This window comes from Kitasatospora sp. NPDC034035 (genome assembly GCF_055575755.1).
This window is the reverse complement of record NZ_JBVISA010000037.1, coordinates 46264-63378: the sequence shown is the minus strand read 5'-3', so window position 1 is coordinate 63378 and position 17115 is coordinate 46264. Positions and strand designations below refer to the sequence as shown.

Annotated in this window: 14 protein-coding genes and 1 pseudogene; 4 read left to right on the top strand and 11 right to left on the bottom strand. The window is 73.0% G+C overall.

What is annotated here, in order from left to right; genetic code table 11:
- Positions 1 to 155: 155 nt before the first annotated feature.
- The 10 genes and pseudogenes from ACZ52J_RS35880 to ACZ52J_RS35835 all read right to left on the bottom strand — a co-directional run.
- Complete coding sequence (locus tag ACZ52J_RS35880) at positions 156 to 806, bottom strand: hypothetical protein (RefSeq protein ID WP_465624809.1); 651 nt, start codon at positions 804 to 806, stop codon at positions 156 to 158.
- 249 nt (positions 807 to 1055) lie between these two features.
- Positions 1056 to 2891 carry an ATP-dependent zinc metalloprotease FtsH gene (gene ftsH / locus ACZ52J_RS35875; protein WP_465624807.1) on the bottom strand — a complete coding sequence of 612 codons (1836 nt, stop codon included), beginning with the start codon at positions 2889 to 2891 and terminating at the stop codon, positions 1056 to 1058.
- Positions 2892 to 3400: 509 nt separating this feature from the next.
- Positions 3401 to 4084 (bottom strand): mycothiol-dependent nitroreductase Rv2466c family protein, encoded by a 684-nt coding sequence (locus ACZ52J_RS35870; RefSeq protein WP_465624833.1) that lies wholly within the window; start codon positions 4082 to 4084, stop codon positions 3401 to 3403.
- A gap of 98 nt (positions 4085 to 4182) precedes the next feature.
- On the bottom strand, positions 4183 to 5796 hold the full coding sequence (locus tag ACZ52J_RS35865) for an alpha/beta hydrolase (RefSeq protein WP_465624805.1): 1614 nt from the start codon (positions 5794 to 5796) through the stop codon (positions 4183 to 4185).
- A 467-nt stretch (positions 5797 to 6263) separates the two neighbouring features.
- On the bottom strand, positions 6264 to 6626 hold the full coding sequence (locus tag ACZ52J_RS35860) for a hypothetical protein (protein ID WP_465624803.1): 363 nt from the start codon (positions 6624 to 6626) through the stop codon (positions 6264 to 6266).
- Between the two features lie 301 nt (positions 6627 to 6927).
- On the bottom strand, positions 6928 to 7896 hold the full coding sequence (locus ACZ52J_RS35855) for a hypothetical protein (RefSeq protein ID WP_465624801.1): 969 nt from the start codon (positions 7894 to 7896) through the stop codon (positions 6928 to 6930).
- A 20-nt stretch (positions 7897 to 7916) separates the two neighbouring features.
- Positions 7917 to 8216 carry a hypothetical protein gene (locus tag ACZ52J_RS35850; RefSeq protein ID WP_465624799.1) on the bottom strand — a complete coding sequence of 100 codons (300 nt, stop codon included), beginning with the start codon at positions 8214 to 8216 and terminating at the stop codon, positions 7917 to 7919.
- Between the two features lie 295 nt (positions 8217 to 8511).
- On the bottom strand, positions 8512 to 9231 hold the full coding sequence (locus tag ACZ52J_RS35845) for a DUF6461 domain-containing protein (protein WP_465624797.1): 720 nt from the start codon (positions 9229 to 9231) through the stop codon (positions 8512 to 8514).
- A gap of 380 nt (positions 9232 to 9611) precedes the next feature.
- Complete coding sequence (locus ACZ52J_RS35840) at positions 9612 to 10850, bottom strand: glycosyltransferase (protein WP_465624796.1); 1239 nt, start codon at positions 10848 to 10850, stop codon at positions 9612 to 9614.
- 155 nt (positions 10851 to 11005) lie between these two features.
- A pseudogene (locus ACZ52J_RS35835) lies at positions 11006 to 11653 on the bottom strand (cytosine permease); the annotation flags it as partial.
- Between the two features lie 133 nt (positions 11654 to 11786).
- Here ACZ52J_RS35835 and ACZ52J_RS35830 point away from each other — a divergent pair.
- From ACZ52J_RS35830 to ACZ52J_RS35820, 3 genes are all read left to right on the top strand, one after another.
- On the top strand, positions 11787 to 13196 hold the full coding sequence (locus ACZ52J_RS35830; RefSeq protein ID WP_465624794.1) for an erythromycin esterase family protein: 1410 nt from the start codon (positions 11787 to 11789) through the stop codon (positions 13194 to 13196).
- Positions 13197 to 13603: 407 nt separating this feature from the next.
- The gene (locus ACZ52J_RS35825) at positions 13604 to 14512 is read left to right on the top strand and encodes an immunity 49 family protein (RefSeq protein ID WP_465624792.1); all 909 of its coding nucleotides are present in this window, start codon (positions 13604 to 13606) and stop codon (positions 14510 to 14512) included.
- 218 nt (positions 14513 to 14730) lie between these two features.
- A complete protein-coding gene (locus ACZ52J_RS35820; RefSeq protein ID WP_465624790.1) occupies positions 14731 to 15222 on the top strand; it encodes an HPP family protein in 492 nt (163 codons plus the stop codon).
- Positions 15223 to 15357: 135 nt separating this feature from the next.
- Here ACZ52J_RS35820 and ACZ52J_RS35815 read toward each other — a convergent pair whose 3' ends face one another.
- The gene (locus ACZ52J_RS35815) at positions 15358 to 15924 is read right to left on the bottom strand and encodes an SRPBCC family protein (protein ID WP_465624788.1); all 567 of its coding nucleotides are present in this window, start codon (positions 15922 to 15924) and stop codon (positions 15358 to 15360) included.
- A gap of 218 nt (positions 15925 to 16142) precedes the next feature.
- On the opposite strand from ACZ52J_RS35815, the gene ACZ52J_RS35810 reads away from it, so the two are divergent.
- A complete protein-coding gene (locus tag ACZ52J_RS35810) occupies positions 16143 to 17066 on the top strand; it encodes a LysR family transcriptional regulator (RefSeq protein ID WP_465624786.1) in 924 nt (307 codons plus the stop codon).
- Positions 17067 to 17115: the final 49 nt, after the last annotated feature.

The window sequence follows — 17115 nt, the reverse complement described above, 5'->3', positions numbered from 1 at the left end:
CGTTCTTCGGGCGTCGTGCTGCGGACCGGTGTTGTCTGACACAACGTGCCCGCGCAGAGCGTGGCTGTTCCGGTGTCACGGCCAGTTTCCCAGCCGTCGCAGGGCCGTGGGCCTGCGCCGAGGAGCGCGACACCGGACGTCGCACCGGCGCGTCGTCACTCCGTCTCGAACTGCACGAGGTGAGCAACCTCGCGCCCGTGCGCGTCAAGGCAGGGGTGGATGCCGCCGCCCTCGCCGTTGTCCAGCAGGGCGATGACGTTCTTCCGGGCCCCCTCGTCCGGCAGAACGCACCATCCGGTACGGAACGCGTCGGGAACGGCGCGGTCGGGCATCTGAAGGGCATCCGGCCAGGACAGTCGGCAGGCGTCCTCGAAAACCGGCAGAAGGCCGCGGTCCTGGTCGCTCGCTGCGCGACGGCGAATCTCCTGCCCGGCCAGCCTCATCAGACTGCCCACCGAGGCATCGTCACTGTCCTGCGACCCGGTCAGACAGACCACGCCGCAGTGCGTCAGCACGCCGACCCCGGAGAACTCGCCGAGCTCCACCGGCGGCGCCTCGCCGAACCACAGCAGGATTCCGAGCGCCACCGGCGCCGTTTGCGAGGAAGCGTCCATCACGGCATACACAGGGTGATCACCGGGAGGAACCTCCAGGTCGTCCGCCTCGCCCGACGTGGGGTCGTAGACGCTCGCCACACCCGATGGGACCGCAAGTTCACCCAGGTAGTGGAAGCTCCAGGAATCACGCTGTCCGCTCCTCCGCGGCCCATCCGCGAGGTGGTCAAACAATGCCTTGGCGAAATCCATCCGAGTCTCCCTCTGTCTGTCAGCTCTGTCTGTCAGGGCATCGGGCAACGCCCCTGTCCTGGCAGCCTCTCAGCCGCCGCCGACAATAGGGGGTCCTCGGCCTGGGCAGGAAGCGGCGCGGGAGGCCTCGGCGCCGAGCCTGGTCCACCCGCGGGGCATGACTGATCGTTTCACACAGCCCTTCGAAGGCGTCACGGGCAGATGATCGGGCCGGCGAGTTCGAGGAGGCCGCGGTCGAGGAACGCCCACTCAGGCCTCCGCCGCCCCGGACCCGTCCCCCTTGGTCAGCGACACCGGGCTGTGCGACGGCCCCGGGCTGTCCGACGGCCCCGGGTGCGTCAGGATGCCGAGGACCAAGCCGCCGTCCACGGTCTCCTGCGCGACCAGCAGGCTCGCCAACTCGTCCAGGTGGTGCCGGTGTTCCGTCAGCAGGCCGACGGCCCGTCGCTCGGCCTGCCGCAGCAGGGCCGCGACCGCCTCGTCCACGGCACGCTGGGTCTGCTCGGAGTACGGGCGGCGAAGCAGGTCCTCGGGGCTGTCGCCGAGGTAGTGCGGGCTGCCACTGGAGTAGCCGACCGGGCCGATCTCCGGGGAGAGGCCGAACTCGCGGACCATCCGGGTGGCCACCGAGGTGGCGTTGGCCAGGTCGTTGGCGGCGCCCGTGGAGCCCTCACCGAAGACCACCAACTCTGCTGCCCGCCCGCCGAGTTGGACGGTAAGCAGGTCGGTCAGGTAGCCCTCGCTGTAGAGGTGCCGCTCGGCCTCGGGCAGCTGCTCGGTGGCGCCGAGCGAGACGCCGGCCGGGAGGATGGTCACCTTGGCGACCGGGTCGGCGTGCTCGCACAGCGCGGCCATCAGCGCGTGCCCGGACTCGTGCACGGCGACGGCGTGCCGTTCTTCGGGCAGCAGCGCGTTGGAGGACTCCCGACGGCCGAGCAGCACACGGTCCCGGGCGGTGTCGAGGTCGTCGGCGGTGAGGGTGGCGCGCCCGGCGCGGACGGCGTTGATGGCGGCCTCGTTGACCAGGTTGGCGAGGTCGGCGCCGGAGAAGCCGGGGGTACCGCGGGCGATCCGGTCCAGGTCGGCGTCCGGGGCGAGGGTCTTGCCCTGGGTGTGCACGGCGAGGATGGCCGCCCGCTCGGCCTGGTTGGGCAGCGGCACGGTGACCTGCCGGTCGAAGCGGCCGGGGCGCAGCAGGGCCGGGTCGAGGGCGTCGGGCCGGTTGGTGGCGGCGATGACGACGATGCCGGTGGTCTGGTCGAAGCCGTCCATCTCGGCGAGCAGCTGGTTCAGGGTCTGCTCGCGCTCGTCGTTGCCGCCGATCCGGGTGCCGCCCGCCCGGCGGGCGCCGACGGCGTCGATCTCGTCGATGAAGATGATCGACGGCGCGCGTTTGCGGGCCTCGTCGAAGAGGTCGCGGACCCGGGACGCGCCGACGCCGACGAACATCTCGACGAACCCGGAGCCGGTCACGGACAGGAACGGCACCTCGGCCTCCCCCGCGACGGCCCGGGCCAGCAGGGTCTTGCCGGTGCCCGGCGGACCCACCATGATCACCCCGCGCGGCCCCTTCGCCCCGGCGGCGGCGTAGCGCTCCGGGCTTCGCAGGTAGTCGACCACCTCGCTGACCTCCTGCTTCACCCCTTCGTACCCGGCGACGTCGGCGAACCCGGTGGCCGGCCGCTCGGCCTCGATGATCTTGGCCCGGGAGCGGCCGATCGCACTCAGTCCACCGCCCAGCGACCGGGCGGCCATCCGGCCCGACCAGAGGAAGAGCCCGCCGAACAGCAGCAGCGGCAGGAACAGCAGCAGCGTGGACCAGATCGAGCTGCCGCCGGCGCGGCTGCCGGTGACGGTCACGTGCTGGTCGCTGAGCGCCCGGCTGAGCTGGGAGGTGTCCAGGGCGGTGGGGATCTGGGTGGTGAAGTGGGTGCCGTTCTTGAGCGTGCCGCTCACCCCGCCGTTGTCACTGACGTCCACCGTCTGCACCTGGCCGGTGTCGACCCGGTTCAGGAAGTCGGTGTAGCCGTAGCGGGTGCCGGGCGTGCCGGGGTTGGAGAACAGCACGAGCAGGAGCAGTGTCACCAGGACGGCGACGGGGAGCAGCCAGCGGCGCCACGAGGGCGGCGGGGGCTTGGGCGGGCCTCCTGGGCCCGGGCGCCGGCCGGGGCCCTGGCCTGATCCTGGGCCCTGGCCCGGGCCTTGGCCTTGGCCTGGGCGCGGGGTCCAGCCGGAGCCCTGACCGGAGCCCTGACTGGGGCCCGGGCCTGGGTCCGGGCCCCAGCGCGGGCCTTGACCGGGGCCGCGCTTCGCCGCTTGCCCGGAGCCGGGCCCCGGCTCGGGGTGCGGCACCGAGTGCGGCTCGGGGTGCGGCTCCGAATGCGGCTCGGAGTGCGGTGGTGTCGCGGGGTGCCAAGCAGCGCGCAGCCGGATTCGTACGATCATCCGCACTCACCGCCTCTCGGGGGCAACCGAGCCTCCGTCTCCATGGTCGGTCGCTCCGCGCCCGGATGGGACCCCGAAGGCCCGCCGTCCTCACCCCGGTCCCGGCGCCCGCCCGCTCGGGGGCGCCGGGACCGCGGCCCCCGACGGGGTCAGGAGAAGTCGAGCGAGCCCGTCCGGGTGCGCTTGAGCTCGAAGAAGTTCGGGTAGCCGGACAGCAGCCGGACGCCCTCGAAGACCCGCACGGCGTCCTCCCCGCGCGGTATCGCGGACAGCACCGGGCCGAAGAAGGCGACGCCGTCCACGTGGATGGTCGGGGTGCCGACCTCCTCGCCGACCGGGTCCATGCCCTCGTGGTGGCTCTTGCGCAGCGCGATGTCGTACTCGGTGCTGTTCGCCGCGTCGGCCAGCTCCTCGGGCAGGCCGGCCGCGACCAGGGCCTCCCGGATGACGGCGTCATCGGCGGGCCGGTCCTGGTCGTGGAAGCGGGTGCCGAGCTCGGTGTACAGGTCTCTCAGCACGTGCTGGCCGTGCTTCTCGGCGGCCGCGATGCAGACCCGGACGGGGCCCCAGCCGGTGGTCATCAGCCGCTGGTAGCGCTCCGGCAGGTCGGTACGGCCCTCGTTGAGGACCGACAGGCTCATCACCCGGAAGGTGAGGTCGAGCTCGCGGTGGCGATCGACCTCCAGGATCCACCGGGAGGTGATCCAGGCGAACGGGCAGACGGGGTCGAAGTAGAAGTCGACCTTGGTGGCCTTCGTCGAGGTGTCGGTCGCGTTGGCAGTCACGGTGGCGGTCGCGTTGTCGGTCGCGTTGTCGGTCGCACTGTTCGTCATGGTGTTCGTCACGTCGACGAGCCTAACGGTCAAGTGGACCGCCCGACAGAGCCAATCTTCCCCGTTTCCATTGGGCCACTTCGGAACGCGACCCGCTCTCAGCTGCAGGTCGTCCCATCCGCCGGCACCGTGCCGTCCAACAGGTAGGCGTCCACGGTCTGCTTCAGGCAGGGGTTGCCGGTGTTGTAGCCGCCGTGCCCCTCTCCCTGCAGCGTGACGGTAACGCCGACGCCCGCACCGAGCTGCTGCGCCATCGCGTGTGCTCCCTCGACCGGGGTGGCCGGGTCGCCGGTGGTGCCGACCACCAGGATCGGCGCCGCGCCCGCGGCGGCGACCTCCGGGTGGTCACCCTTGCCCGGGACGGGCCAGCCGGTGCAGCCGGTCAGGCCCCAGGCAGTGTAGGCGCCGAACACCGGGGAGGCGGCCTGGAACTGCGGCAGTTGCTGCTGGACGTCCTGGTCGGAGTACCGCTGCCGCGCGTCCACGCAGCTGATCGCCCGGTTCGCGGCGTTCAGGTTGCTGTAGTGCCCCTGCGCGTCGCGCCCGTTCAGCCCGTCGGCGAGCTGGAGCAGCGTGGTGCCCGTGCCCTGCTCCATCGCCTCGGTGAGGCCGGCGGCCAGCACGGGCCAGGTCTCCTGGCTGTAGAGGGCACCGGCGATGCCGGTGACCGCCTGGGTCTCGGTGAGCTGCCGCCCGTCCTTCGTGGGCAGCGGCGACTGCTCCAGCTTCTGCACCAGGGCGGCGACCTTCGCGGTGCCCTCGTCGCCGCCGGCGCCGGTCGGGCAGGAGGTGCCGGCCTGTGTGGCGCAGGCCTTCATGAAGTCGTCGAGGGCGAGTTGGAAGCCCTGGGCCTGGCCGAGCGCGGACTGCTGCGGGTCCTTGGTCGGATCGACGACCGAGTCCAGCACGAGCCGTCCGACCTGCTGCGGGAACAGGTGCGCGTACACGCCACCGAGCTGGGTGCCGTAGCTGATGCCGAAGTAGGAGAGCTTCTGGTCGCCCAGCACCTGCCGCATGAGGTCCATGTCCCGGGCGGCGCTCTCGGTGTCCACGTACGGCAGCACCGCACCCGAGTTGTGCTCGCAGGCGGCGACGAACCGGGCGTTGGTGTCGTCCAGGGACTTCACGGCGGCCGGGTTGTCCGGGGTGCTGTCGACGGCGGCGGTGGCGTCCATCGCCTGGTCGTCCAGGCACTCCACCCCGGCGCTGGCACCGACCCCGCGCGGATCGAAACTCACCAGGTCGTAGCGGGTGTTGAGGGAGGTGTAGAGCGGGGCGAAAGCCGGCAGGGCGGCCACGCCGGAGGCGCCGGGGCCACCGAAGTTGAAGAGCAGCGAGCCGATCCGGTGCTGCTCGTCCTTGGCCTTGCTGCGGATCAGCGCGAGGTCGATCGTCGCGCCGTCCGGCTTGCCGTGGTCCAGCGGCGCCTTGAGGGTGGCGCACTGCCAGTCGGCGGCGGGCGCGGTGCCGCTGCCCTGGGCGGTGTTGGGGGCGGGGCAGGCGTGCCAGTTCAGCTTCTGGGCGCTCGCCCCGGTGGCGATCGCGGGGGTGCCGGAGGCCGAGGAGGTGCCCGTAGCCGGGGAGGTGCCGGAGGCCGGGGAGGTGGGCGCGGGCTCGGCGGCGGACGAACCGTCGCCCTGGCAGCCGGTGGCGGCGGTGAGCAGCAGCGCGGTCAGGCCGAGCGCTCCGGCGCCACGGACGACGGTGTACATGGGGCGGGTCCACCTCTCGGGTCGGCCGGTCACCCCGGCGTGCGGCGGGCGCGTGGCGGGGACGGCGTACGCCCGGCGCGCGGCCCGGTCGACGCACCACAGACCCTAGGCGCCGAGACCCCCCGCTGCCTGCCGGAAACCTCCGGACGGGCGGCGCGTGCCGCCCGCCCTGCCACCGGCCACCCGGGTGAGGGTTCAACCGGCCCGCCCGGTGGCACCCTTACCGCCGTCCGCCCGCACCGGGCGCCGAAACCGTGCCACGGAGGGCGAGTTGAGCAACGACACCACCGCACGCGACGAGAGCGGCCACGCCGGCTACGACAGCGTGGACGCCGACGGGCCGGAGGGCCGGCGGGGCGAGCGGCCCGATTCCCGCACCGGAGACTGGGGCGTGATCGACGCCGTCCACCGCCACCTCCCCGAACACCGGGCAGGCATCGGGCAACCGCTGCTGCCGCTCCAGCTGATCAAGATCCAGCGGGCGGGCGGACCGGGCGTTCGGCGAGCAGTTCGCCGCTGTCCGGGTCGTAGAGTTCGACGGTGCAGCGGTGGCCGATCCGGCCGAAGGTCTCGATCAACTCGGTGACCCCGCCGATCGCGATCTCGCCCGTGAAGACCACCGGGTCCAGCGGGAGCACCGACAACCGGGCGTACGTGTGCTCGGCCTCGAACTCCGTCCAGGACTGCTTGCGCACCCGCCAGCCCCACCCGAAGAGGATCTCCGCCACCTGCTGGGCATCACACGCGGTCGGCACCGAACCACTGATCTCGACAACGGGCTCCCGGCCGCCGAACACCGGTCCGACGCCCCAGCCCGACGAGAATTCCATGGCCGCAGCTTAGGGCCGGAGGCGCACCGCCGGAACATCCGGTTGCCGGTCGCCCCGCGCCCGCGACATGAGCCGCGCTCATGAGGTGGCCGGCGCTCGTCGCATGAGCGGAGCTCATCGCATGTGCCGCACTCACCGCATGAGCGGAACTCACCGCATGAGCGGAACTCATCGCATGCGCGGAACTCATCGCAGACGACTTCTCCCTGACCCACGTCATCGCCGACCCTTCCTCGGCCCGCCCCCGCCACGTGTCAAAGGCCCATGGCCCGGGGCGACATGTCGACCCGCACACCGCGGCTCACCCTGCAGTGGTCGGCTCGGTCGTGATCGCGCGCGCCCAGGTCGCCGCCGTCTCGGCCGCGTGGGCGGCGGCCCGGGCGGGGGTGGTGCCGGTGCAGAAGACGTGCCCGGCCGCCGTCAGGCTGCTCAGCGGGCCGTCGACCACCGTGCCGGGCCGGACCAGGGCGATCGCGTCCGTCACGTGGGGCAGGGCGCGGATCTCCTCCGCGTCGGGCATGCCGGTGATCCGTCTCCCCGGTGCGGCCGGGACCGCCGCCCAGGCCACCGGGCGGCCGGTGCGCCAGGGGATCGACGGCGGTCGGCCCTGGGCCAGGTCGGCCAGGAGGGCGGCGACGTCGATGCCGTGCTGCAGGCGCAGCAGGTGGGGGATCATGTTGCCGCCCGGGCGCAGGCCGATCTCGCCGAGGTACCAGGCTCCGGTGGTGTCCCGCAGGACCTCCACGTGCGCGAACCCGGTGACGAGGCCCAGGGCGTCGGCGGCGGCCCGCGCCAACTCCCGGACGCGCGCGGCCTCCTCACCGTCGGAGTCGTCCATCAGCACCGAGCCGATCGCGGGTGCCGCGCCGTCGCCGTCACCGGTTCCCAGCAGCGGGGCCGGGTACCGGCCGGGCAGGCAGTACAGTTCGCGGCTCTCGTGCCGGAGCAGCTCGCAGTGGTACTCGGCCGCGACCGGGACGGCCCGTTCGACCAGGATCCCACCGGGGGCCCGGTCCAGCCCCCGGCCGACGGCGGAGGCCGCGAAGCCCGCCGGGAGCCCGGCGAGCGGTCCGAAGGCCCGGCGGGCGTGGAGTTCGGCGAGGTGCTCGCGGCTGCGTACGAGGTGGGTGTGCAGGGTGGCGAAGCCGTACCGGTGTTTGGCCACGACGGGCCAGCCGAGTGCGTCACCGGCCGCGGCGATGTCCTCCGGGGTGCCCGCCCGCAGGTTGTCCGCCACCGGAACGCCGGCCGCCGCGAGTGCCCGCTTCATGACCGCCTTGTCGGTCGCCGCTACCGCCGAGGCGAGCGACTGCCCGGGCAGGCCCAGGAACGCCCTTTGAGGACGGCGGCCGCGCGGAGGCAGCACTCGTCCCCGGTGGACACCGACGCGATTCCTTGTGGTTCCAATTCCCGCGCGAGCAGGGCCAGTCGGGTGTAGTCGTCCCAGTCCTCGACGGCGCACAGCCCGTACCGGGCGGAGTCGGAGCGGTTCGCCAGCTCGGCGGCCGGAATGACGGCCAGCACCCGCTGGCCCCGGTCCACGAGCGCGTTCTCCAGGGAGGGATCGATGGTGGACAACACCACGTGCATGGCGGATTCCTTCTGCGCGGAGCCTCCTCACAGTTCAGCAGAGAGGTAACTGACCCTGCCAATCGGCAGGGTCTCACCGAGAATTCCGGCCCGGGAACCTCCCGATCGGCACATGTGCGAAGACGGGCAGGGCGCAAGGATGACGGTCATCGGAGCCCCGCCGTGGGGCCCGGGAAGGAGCCCGGCCATGACGGTGATGTCCATCCTGTTCGCGGTAATCACAGTGATCGCGGTGATCGCGGTGATCGCACTGTCCGCCGGGTTCACCGCCTCCGTCGCCGCGAGCGCCCGCGCCTCACCCCGGCTCCATCCCCGGGGTGCCCCGGACGGCGTACGCCCGCAGGCGCAGCCCGTCGAAGGCGGCCCGGGGCAGGCTCAACCCGAAGCGCCGCTCGACGGCGCCGAGGGTGCGGCGGCGGGCGGCCTCGGCGCCGGCGCCGCCTGCCCTGTCGACACCGGCGGGGGTGACACCGTCCGCTTCCAGGACCCTCGCGGCAACCAGGTCCGGCACCAGCAGGTCGGGCTCCTGGCCCCAGCGCCAGCGTTCCTCGCCGAGGCCGAAGCCGCACAGCACGGCGCCGTCCCGGGCGTAGTCGAGCAGTGCCGGCGGCTGCTCCGGCATCGGGCGGAAGTGGACGACCTCGACACCGTCGCGCGCTATCTCGGTGAGCAGTTCGCCGCCGGTGGAGTCGCCGTACTCGATCGCGAACGACCAGCCGCCGCACTCGCCGACCCGGATCACACCGTCGCTGTCGTCGCCGGGGCGGTAGACGTCGATGTCCAGGGCCCGGATCTCGGTGCCGCTGATCGGCGCGGTCCCGGCAGTAGGGTCGGCGCCCATCCGGCGGGCGAGTTCCTCCGGCGGGATCCCCCGGGCGAACACCACACCGCCGACCTCACCGTCCGCGTCGGGCCTTCCTGTTCCGGGCAGGCCGGTGCCCGGCCGACCGAATTCCGCGAGCCACTGGATGCCGTCGCCGTCCTTCCCGGCTCCCTCGCGCGTTCCGTCGGTCATACCGCCCTCCCCTCGCGCCGGCCTGCGGTGGCCGGGCGCGCCGGTGGGCACCCTAACCGACGCCGCCGACGGCCGGAGCCCGGTCGTCGGATCGGTGCCGGAACCGGCCCTGTCCGGGCTGTCACGCGCCCCCGACCGAACGAACGAAGGCCGAACGAAAGCCGGACGGACACCACACGGAGGCCGGACGGACACCGAATGGAGGCCGGACGGAGGCCGGACGGAGGCCGGACGGAGGCCGGACGGACACCGGACGGACACCGGCCGGAGGATGGTCCGGAGCGGAACTCGCCCGGCTCAGGCGGCCGCTCCCCCGCCTCGTCGGCGCCGACTGGTTCACCCGCCGACGGGTCCACCCGCCGACCGGTTCCGCCGGCGTTTCACTCGGATCCGTGGGGCCGTTCCTGGCCGGCCACGGCCTCGAACAGCAGTTTCGCGGCCACCGTCGCCCCGTCGGTGCGGATGGTGCCGGCCACGGTCTCCGCGTGTGCGCGGGTCTCGGGCGCCAGGGCCGTGGCGAGCACGGCGGACAGGGAGTCGACAGTCGGCGCGGGGTCGAGGTGGGCCGCGCCGATGCCCAACTCGGCCACGCGGGTTGCCCAGTACGGCTGGTCCGCGATCCGGGGGACGACCACCTGGGGCGCGCCGGCCCGGGCCGCCGCCGTGGTGGTGCCCGCCCCACCGTGGTGGACGACGGCGGCCACGCGGCGGAACAGCGCCTGCTGGTTGACCTCGCCGACGACCAGGCAGTCGTCCCGGTCGTCGACCGGGGCCAGCCCTGCCCAGCCGCGGGCGAGGACCACCCGACGGCCGTGGGTGCGGGCCGCTTCGATCGCGACCCGAGCGATGCCTTCCGGGGCGTGCGCGGCCATGCTGCCGAAGCCCACGTACACGGGTGGTTCACCGGCTGCCAGGAAGGTCTCCAGGTCGGCCGGCAGCGGACGGTCGTCGGGCAGGATCCACGCGCCGGTCTGCACCGGGTCGAGCTCCGTCATGCCCTGCGACGGGCAGAGCCCGGGGTCCGCCGCCAGCCACGGCCGGTCGGTGACGACGTGGTCGCGGACGTTGTCGACCGGTGGAAGGCCGAGCGACGCACGGTGGCGGTTGAGGGCCCCGCCGTACAGCGCGTTCACCCGCTGGGCGTCCTGTTCCCACAGCACCCGGTGGTCGGTCTCGTCCTGCGGGGAGGGTGTGCCCGGCCGTGCCCCTGGCCGGAAGTGCCGCGACGGCAGTCCGAGGGTGTGGAAGCACGCGAGCACGTAGCGAATGCCGAGGTACTCGGCCACGTCCCGCGCACCGGCCGGCATCAGGCCGGTCGCCAGGAGCACGTCGCATCCCTCGGCCGTCGCGGTGAGTGTGTCGAACCGCGCGGCGACCAGCTCGGGGGCGAGCCGGAAGGCGTCCTGCGCCGTCGGCGGCTTCGGACCGGCGACCACCGAGCGCACCGTCGGGCCGAGTGGCACCAGCGGCACTCCGATCCGTGCCAGCAGGTCCACGAACTCCTCGTCCGGCGGCGCGCACACCCGCACGTCCGCACCGAGCCCCTGCAGCGCCGCCGCCAGGGCCGCCAGCGGTTCGACATCTCCGCGCGATCCCCATGTCGTCAACAACACGCGCATTTCACGACTCCCGTTTTCGCAGGTCATGGCCTTTCGACCATCGATTCTGCGGGGTGACCGGGGCCTTGCCGCAAGCCCCCGCGTGCGCTATAGCTTGGTAGTGGCAGGGAGTGCGATCTCCCTGCCGTTTCCTTTTCGGCCGGCCCCGCCCCTCGTCACACGCGACGGCGCATCAGCAGGGCGTACGCGGCAGCCGCCACCACCATGCCCACCGGCAGGGCCAGGTCGACGCCGGTCAGGGCGGCCACCGGGCCGGTGTAGAGGGTGTCGACGCAGAGGGCCGCGCTCGCCACGCCGCCGGCGAGGGCGAGGGCGCCGGCGGGGTTGAAGCCCGCCCGGTACCAGAAGCGGCTGCCGGGCGTCTCGTCGCCCAGGGCGTGGCCGTCGTAGCGGTTGCGGCGCAGCAGGATGTCGGCGGCGTAGATCGCGGTGCTGGGACCGAGCAGGACGACGGTCAGTTGGAGGACGTTGCTGACGGTGTCGAGGAAGTTGGAGACCAGCAGCGCGTAGAGGGTCAGCGCGACCGCGACCGCGCCGTCCACCAGCACGCTGAGGGTGCGGCGGATGCGGATGCCGACGGCTTGGAGGGCGAGGCCGGCGCTGTAGGCGGTGAGGGCGTTGACCGCGATGGTGCCGACGACCAGGGCGAGCAGGAAGACCGGGTTGAACCAGCCGGGCAGGATCTTCTGCAGGGCGGCCTGCGGGTCGGTCATGTCGACGGCGGTGGCGCCGAGCACCCCGAGCCCGCCGACCGCGACGCTGGGCAGGAAGCCGCCGAGGGCCGTCCAGCCGAGGACGGCGCGCGGGCACCCGGGGGTTACCCCCCGGCTCGACTCGGCGGAATCCCTCAGCGCGCCAACGCTCCTCGATGATCGACGATTCGTCTACCGGCGTTCGCCGGCGAACGACTCCACCGATCTCGAGGAGCAGCCGAGAATGACCGCACGCGGCACGCACATCGGCCGACGGTCCCTGTTGGCCGCCACGGCAGCCATGGCGACCACCGCCCTGTTCGCCCCGGCCACCGTGGCGGCTGCGGACCAGCCGCCGGACCGGTCGGCGGACCGGGCGGCGGACGCAGCGCAGCGTCAATCCTCTGCCGTGGTGAGGGAGTTGGACGCCATCGCCCACCCGCTGCGAAGCACCGAGGCCGGCGGCCGGGACACCGACCTGCGGGCGCTGGGCGCCGTGATCGGCGACGCCACGGTGGTGGGGCTCGGCGAGGCCACGCACGGCACCCACGAGTTCTTCACCATGAAGCAGCGCGTCCTGCGCTACCTCGTCGAGGAGAAGGGCTTCACCGCCTTCGCGTTGGAGACCAGCTGGTCCTCGGGCCTGCGCGTCGACGACTACGTCCAGGGCCGCACCGGCGGCGACGCCCGGCGACTCGTCCAGGAGACGATGGGCGGATCCCCGTGGGATCGGCAGGAGTTCGCCGACCTGATCGACTGGATGCGCTCCCACAACCGCGAACACCCCGGGCGCCCGGTCCACTTCGTCGGCGACGACCTGGACTTCCCCTCGATCGGCGACCAGCTCTTCGACCGGGTGACCGGCTACGTCCGGGACGCGGCGCCCGAGTCGCTGCCCCGCCTGGAGCAGCTGTACGCCGGCCTGCGCCCGTTCGACGACGCCGTCACGTACCTGACCACGACGCCGCTCGCCGAGCGGCGGACCAATGCCGCAGTGGCGCAGCGGACGCTGGAGCTGGTCACCGCGGCCGAGGGCGGGGGCGGCGAGGCGTACGAGTGGGCGCTGCAGAACGCCCGCAGCATCGCTCAGACCTTCGCCTTCACCGCCGTGGACCTCGACGACCCGGCCGACCTGGCCGAGAAGGAGCACTTCCGCGACCGGGCCATGACCGACAACGCCCTGTGGTGGCAGCGCCGCACCGGCAGCAGGATGCTGCTCTCGGCGCACAACGGCCACGTCGGGTACCGGTCCAGCGACCCCGTGCTGTACCCCAGGACCCAGGGCTCCTACCTGCGCGACGCCCTGGGAGCGGGCTACCTCTCCATCGGCTTCACCTTCGACCGCGGCTCCTTCCTCACCAAGGACGCTCCCTTCGCGCCCGCGTGGAAGAAGGTGACCGTTCCGCCGGCCACCGCCGACATGAACGAGTACACCCTCGACCGGGTGCGCCACCGCGACTACTACGTCGACCTGCGCTCCGCCCCGCCGGCCACCCGCGCCTGGCTGGGCACCGCCCGTCCGACCTATGACGCCGGTACGGAGTTCCGCGACGACCCGCTCCCCCGCCTCGCGATCGGCCCGACCTACGACGCGCTGATCCACCTCCACGCGACCACGGAGGCCCGCCCGACCACGCAGGCCCGCAGCCTCTGAGCTCCGGGAATCGCGGGAATCAGGGACTCGGGGCCGTCCTTGAGCCCGCAGGCCGAGCAGACCTGGGACGAGAACCTACCCGCAGGCGCTGACAACGCCCCACACCCCGGGCGCGGCAGGACAGTCGTCACGGCCTTGCACGTCGACTCGGTCCTCGTGACCAGGTACCGGCGAGGAGTGTTCAGCTTGAAGTGGCGTGTCCTCCCGGCGCCTTCGACAAGCAGTACATCGAACAGCAGCAGCGACCCACGTAACGCTCCACACCGACGGACCGTACGGGCCGTCCCGGCCCTGGAGGGCCGGGCCCGCGCCCACGCTCACCTGTCAGAGGCCACTGCTAGCGTACCCCTCCGTCAGCACAAGATCGCGGACGAATGACCGCACCACCGACGAGGAGACAGCAGCACATGGTGGAAGTGACGCGCCACACGGTGGTCCACCAGCGGATCCGGGACGCTCTGGGGGACGTCCGTGGCCGGGTCCTCGGCCACTGGTACGACATCGAGGACGAACTGACCATCAAGTCCGTCCGCGCGATGGGCGACGAGCTGCTCGACCACCTCGGCGCCCTCACCCTGGAGGATCCGGCGCTGGCCGGCGCCGACGCCCGCGCGGCCCTGCGGACGGCGGCCGAGTGCGCCCTCGGCGTGCTCCAGCTCGGCTGCTTCCCCCGGGGCGACTTCCAGGTCCCCTTCCCGTACATCGGGGAGACGCTGGACAGCGACGACATCAGCTTCGGTGCCACCGTGGACTTCGCGCCCAAGGCGGGCACCTGGGTGGAAGCCTTCGCGATGTGCGTGATCAGCGGCCTGATCCGGGACGAGGACCGGATGTTCGGGCCGCTGCTGACGGAGGACTACGCGCCCTCGATCCACGACCGGCTGCCGTTCTCGGACCGCACCTCCGTCTCCGACCCGGCGAGCCTCGCCGAGATGGACGCGCTCTGCGCCTACCTCGGTGTCGTGGAGACGCGACACTCGCAGCGGGTCGCCCCCGCCCCGCTGCGCAAGCCGGACACCGCGGAGCGCGCGGCGGCCGCCCGGGCCCTGGAGGCCGCGGGCGAGTCCTGGGCGACCGGGTTGAGCCCCGACCAGCAGCTGCTGCGGGTCCTGCTGGACGACGACCGGTCGGCCTTCGAGGAGGCGCTCACCGCCCGCCTCGCCCAACACCGCAACAGCACGCCCGCGACGGCCTGGCCCCGCACCCTGCTCCCGGTCGTCCCGATCGCCCTCGCCGCGCTCGCCGTCCAGGTCCACGGATGGGAGCTCGGCATAACCTCCGGCTACCTCCCGGCCACGCTGATCAACGCGGGCTGAACCAGCCCCCCGGCGGGCACGGTGCCGGACAGGGTGGTCATGGGGGTGCTCGCTCTCCTCCGCTCGGGGCCCGATCGGGGCTCGGTCGGGGCTCGGTCGGCGCATCGTCGGCGCATCAGGACGTGGACGGCGTTGCCCGACAGGCAAAACATCCCACCTTTACCTCAACAGTCTGTTTATCATCTCCGGGTCCCTGCCCCCATCCGGAGCACTCACACATGTCCATGCCACCGCCCGTCGCCACGCCCAGACCGCACCCGCTGCACGCCCTGCGGGCCACCGTCTTCGCCATCGGCGCCCTGCTCCTGCTCGTCGCGGTCGGCGTCCTGCTCCACCAACCGCTACTGATCCCCCCGTTGGCGGCCAGCGCGGCGCTGGTGCACGGCGCGCCCGGCCTGCCGATCTCGCAGCCGCGCAACCTGGTCGGCGGTCAGCTGATGTCGGCTCTGATCGGCTTCGCCACCCTCGCCGTCACCGGCAGCACCGCCTGGGGCGCGGCCATCGCCGCCGGACTCTCGCTGGGCGCGATGATGCTCACCCACCTCTCGCACTCTCCGGCGGTTGCCACCGCCGTGATCGTGGTCCTCCAGGCGCCGCATCCCGTGCCGTTCCTTCCGCTGCTCGCGCTGGCCGCCGGGCTCCTGGTCCTCATCGGCCTGCTGCCCGGCCGGATCGGCGGGCACCCGGTCCGGTACCCGCTGTCCTGGTGACCGCGCACGAACCCGCGGCGCCGCACGGGCGCCCGGGTGGCCGGGTGGCCGGGTGGCCGGGCGCCCGGGTGGCCGGTGGTCGGGTGGCCGACTGAGGGCCGACGGCTCGCGCCGGCCCCCGCTGGTCCGACCGACCTAATCCCCCTGCTCGGCCAGCGACTTGAGGCCTTCGATGGTGGCCGTCATGCCCTTGCGCAGTTCGCCGAGTCGGAACTCGACGATCTTCTCCTCGGCCTCCGGCTTGGCCTCGATGTAGGAGCTGAGGCCGCTGCGGCCCGGGCCGATCTCCACCGACTGGCGCAGCCGGGTGCCGCCGTTCTCGGGGGTGAGGTCGAAACGCCACCGCGCCAGCGAGCCGGTCACCTCGGACACCGGCTCGCCGTAGCGGCCGTCCGCGTCCATCACGGCCCAGGCGAAGGTGCGGGCGTCGGCCGGGTCCGTCGCGTCCGCGGTCGCGACCGGGTCGGTCAGCTCGATCACCTCGGAGACCGTCCGCCAGTCGGGCATGTTCGCGCGGTGGTTGTGGCCCTCGAAGCGGGCGCCCGGCGCGGGGCGGTCCGCGCCGTCCAGCCAGGCGACGCGGTGGAGCTCCGGGCTGAGCCGGGTGGGCAGGGCGATGTCGGTCACCAGCTCCCACACCCGTTCGACCGGTGCCTCGACGAACACCTCACAGTGCGCACCCGGACCGTCGGCGTACCGCATGACCGTTCCCCCTTCTGTTGCACGTCACGTGTCTTGTTGCATCAATGTGCATCCATGCGGGTCGACACCCGCCCGCGCCCCCGCCTCTTGCGTCCGGAACGCCGCGAAGGCAGCGGGCGGGTTGCCGCCCTGGGCCCGGAAACGATGATCGACCCGCCGAACACCCAAGTCAATCCACCGGTTTGCTGGGACACCTCCAAGCGATACCTTGGATCTCCGTGACCATTGACGACCTCCGCGTCTTCGCCGCGGTCTGCCGGGCCGGCTCGCTCAGCGCCGTCGCCCGTGACCTCCACTGCACCCAGTCCGCGGTCAGCCAGCACGTGAAGCGCCTCGAACGCGAGCTCGGCCTCTCCCTGATCGAGCGGCACCCGCGCGGGGTGGTGCCCACCAAGGCGGGCCGCCTGCTCCAGGCCGCCGTCGCCACCGGCCTCGGCGGCATCGACCACGCGCTGCACCGGATCGCCGAACTCGCGCGCGGCGAAGGAGGATCCGTCCGGATCACCACCGGCGCCACCAGTATCCGGCACTTCATGTCCGCGGCCGTGGTGGCCTTCCGCCGGCGCTTCCCGCACGTCAGCCTGGAGTTCCAGACCGAGGTCTCCAGCCGCAGCTGTCTGGAGGCGCTCACCGCCGGTCGGGTCGACCTCGCCTGGATCACCCTCGGCACGCAGGCCCGCGGCATCGACCAGCGGCCGGTCGTCGACCTGCCGTGGGTCCTGGCCGTCGCGGCGGGCGACCCGCTCTCCGCCAGGGCCCGCATCGAACCCGCCGACCTGCAGGACGCCCGGCTGATCGGGCTGCCGCAGAACTCCGTCGCCCGCTCCCAACTCGACTCCTGGCTGGGGAAGTCGGGCATCCGGCCGGTCTTCGACACCAGCGTCGCGGACTGGGACACCGCGATCCTGCTCGCCGAGCTCGGCCTCGGCCACGCCGTCGTCCCCGCGCTCCCCCAGTGGCAGGGCCCCGGCCACCCCGGCCTGCGGCTGCTCCCGCTCCCCGATCTCCCGGCCCTCACCGCCGGCTGGGCCATCCGCGACTGGGACAACCTCTGCCCCCTCGCCCGCGCCTTCGCCGACACCGTCGCCGCCCACTGCGGAGACGACGCCGCCCTCCCGGCGGCGCACCCGGGAGCCCGCTGACCTCCTGGGCCCCCACGACCGGTCCGTTCGCCCGGCGCACGGACCGGCG